This is a genomic window from Aquicoccus sp. (assembly GCF_041686535.1).
In the GTDB taxonomy this organism is placed as follows: domain Bacteria; phylum Pseudomonadota; class Alphaproteobacteria; order Rhodobacterales; family Rhodobacteraceae; genus Aquicoccus.
Genome location: NZ_JAWLDS010000159.1, coordinates 1,481 through 4,286, shown reverse-complemented (window position 1 = coordinate 4,286; position 2,806 = coordinate 1,481). Strand labels below are relative to the sequence as shown.

Sequence of the window (2,806 nt, the reverse complement as noted above, 5' to 3'; positions counted from 1 at the left end):
CCACGAGGCTCTCGAACCAGCCCCAGGGCCTGAAGTCGCGCGGCAGGGTTTCGGCCTGCACCGCCCCCTCGGCCTTGAGCACGGCGACGGCCTTTTTCACATCCTGCGCGCGGTCCTTGTGGGCTACCAGAACCGCGTCGGGCATCGCCACGGCAATGATGTCGGTCAGGCCGATTCCCACCAGGTGCTGATGGCTTTCCTCGGCTCGCAGTAGAGTGGCGTGACAGTCGATCGCCGTCGCCGGGCCGGCGGTGACGACGCCGCTGGCATCCGGCCCGCTTTCGCGCCACACCGCGTCCCACCCCCCCAGATCGGACCAGGCCCCGCCATAGGGCACCACCGACAGGTTGTCGGCCTTTTCCATCACCGCGTAATCGAGCGAGATGTCCTCCAGCGCGTCCCAGGGCTCGGGGGCGAGCCGGGTAAAGCCCAGGTCGATCTCGGCCATGTCGAGCGCGGCGCGCACGCCGGCCAGGGTCTCGGGCGCATGGCGCTCGAATGCCGCGATGAGCGCATCGGTGGACAGCAGGAAGATCCCTGCGTTCCAAAGGTGCTGGCCACCATTCAGCATGGTCTGGGCGGTGGCGGCGTCGGGTTTTTCCACGAATGCTTTGAGCGGTTGTGCCTTGGGCGTGAAGTCGGGCGCTGCGCTCAGTTCCAGCCAGCCATAGCCGGTTTCGGCGCGGTCGGGTCGAATGCCGAAGGTCACCAGTTGCCCGGCCTTGGCGGCGGGGGCGGCGGCGATCACGGCCGCGCGAAAGTCCGCCGCATCGGGGATCACGTGATCGGACGGAGCCACCAGCATCAATGCCCCGGGTGACGTGGCCGCCAGTTTGAGCGCACCGGCCAGAACGGCGGGGGCCGTATTGCGCCCCCGGGGCTCGATCAGGATCGCGGCAGGGGCGATTTCCACATTGGCCAACTGTTCGGTCACGATAAATCGAAAATCGGCGCCGGTGATCACGATGGGCGCGTTGAACCCCTCACCCGACAGACGCCGCGCCGAGGCCTGGAACAGGCTTTCCTCTCCGGTGATGCGCGCGAACTGCTTGGGATAGCTCTTGCGCGACAGGGGCCAGAGGCGGGTGCCGGAACCACCGGAAAGAAGAAGGGGCGTAATCATTTCGGCAAATCCTTGTATCCTTCCACGCGCTCGTGGCGGGTCGAGGTCTCGAAGGGGTTTGGTTTCATCTGGTTAACCCTCTGAGTCATTTTGCGCGAAGGCTATCGGAGTCTTGCTTCAGGAACCAGTCATAGGTGGAGCCAATACCCTCTTTCAGCCCGATCCCCGCGCGCCAACCCATACGTGCCAGTCGCGACACGTCCATCAACTTGCGCATAGTGCCGTCGGGTTTGCTCGGGTCGCTGGTGATGCGACCCCGAAACCCGGTCACAGCAGCCACCATCTGTGCAAGTTCCATGATCGACACGTCGGTGCCTGACCCGACGTTGATATGGCTCAACATCGGGTCGGTGTTGGCGTCATAGGTGGTTTTGTCGAGGTCCAGAACAAAGAGCGAGGCCTTGGCCATGTCATCAACATGGAGAAATTCGCGTCGGGGCTTGCCCGATCCCCAGATCGTCACCTCATCCAGCCCATCTAGGGCCGCCTCGTGAAAACGGCGGATCAGGGCGGGCAGAACATGGGAATTCTCCGGGTGGAAATTGTCGCCAGGCCCATAAAGGTTTGTCGGCATGACCGAACGGTAATCGGTGCCATGCTGCCGGTTGTAACTTTCGCAAAGCTTGATCCCGGCGATCTTGGCGACGGCATAGGGTTCGTTGGTCGGTTCCAGTGTGCCGGTCAGCAAAGCATCTTCACGCATCGGCTGCGGTACATCCCGCGGGTAGATGCAGGACGATCCCAATTGTAAGAGGCGAGTCACCCCGGCGGCGAAAGCCTGATGGATAACGTTGCATTCAATCATCAGGTTTTCATAAATGAAATCGGCCGGGTATGTGTTGTTGGCATGGATCCCGCCCACCTTCGCCGCCGCCAGGATCACCACATCCGGGCTTTGCGCGTGCATGAACTCCCGCACCGCGGTCTGATCGGTCAGGTCAAGCTCTGACGAGGTGCGAGTGATCAGTTCGATGCCCTCGCCCGCCGCGCGTCGCGCCTCCAGGCGGCGTAGCAAGGCGCCGCCCACCATTCCGCGGTGGCCGGCGATGTAGATACGCTGCATTTCGTTTCCCTGTTGTGCTTTGTCGCTTCGGATCATTTTTTACTTTCGAGGTCTTTGCAAGCCCTCGGGGCGCCCAGTTTCCCCAGAAGCTCCATATCTTCTGCGGCAAAATCCTCGACGGCGTTACGCAGGGTGGTATCGGCCAGAATCTGATGTCGCAACCCGGTGGTGTCGGCGCTTTGGTTCAGAGCTGGAAAGCGGGTGTTTGGAATTGGCAACCCCAGGCGCGCTGAAACCTGTGCGAAATCTGCCTCGAGCTTTTCAAAGCGCAGCGCCGCATCGGGAAGCCGCAGGCGTCCGTCAACGCGAAGGAACGATGCGATGCTGGGGCTCTTGCGCATCAGGGCGAGAAAATCGGCTTCGTCCCAAATCGGCGCGCGCCCCAACCAGCGGTGAGGCGAAAAATAAAGCGATATGAGGCGCTCGAACGGGGGGCGCAGGGTGATCAACACCCGGAAGTCGTCAAGCGCAGCGCCCAGTCCCGACGCATAGTCGGCAAGGGTCGCGTGCTTGTGGGGCGTCAGCGCGCTGCGGATGCCGAAGCGATGCACCCCATCTTGCGTGGCGCCGGTTACCTTCACGTCGTCGGACAGCGGCAACAGCATCGTCTGGATGGCATT

The 2,806-nt window shown here is 62.6% G+C and carries 2 protein-coding genes and 1 pseudogene; all 3 read right to left on the bottom strand.

All coding sequences use genetic code 11. From position 1 onward, the window contains the following. Positions 1–1,123, bottom strand: a 1,123-nt coding sequence (locus ACESL9_RS17215; RefSeq protein WP_372675319.1) for a mannose-1-phosphate guanylyltransferase/mannose-6-phosphate isomerase, incomplete at its 3' end; no start/stop codon positions are given. A gap of 85 nt (positions 1,124–1,208) precedes the next feature. After that, complete coding sequence (locus tag ACESL9_RS17210; protein WP_372675318.1) at positions 1,209–2,186, bottom strand: GDP-L-fucose synthase family protein; 978 nt, start codon at positions 2,184–2,186, stop codon at positions 1,209–1,211. A 32-nt stretch (positions 2,187–2,218) separates the two neighbouring features. Continuing rightward, positions 2,219–2,806: pseudogene (locus tag ACESL9_RS17205) on the bottom strand (hypothetical protein); the annotation flags it as partial.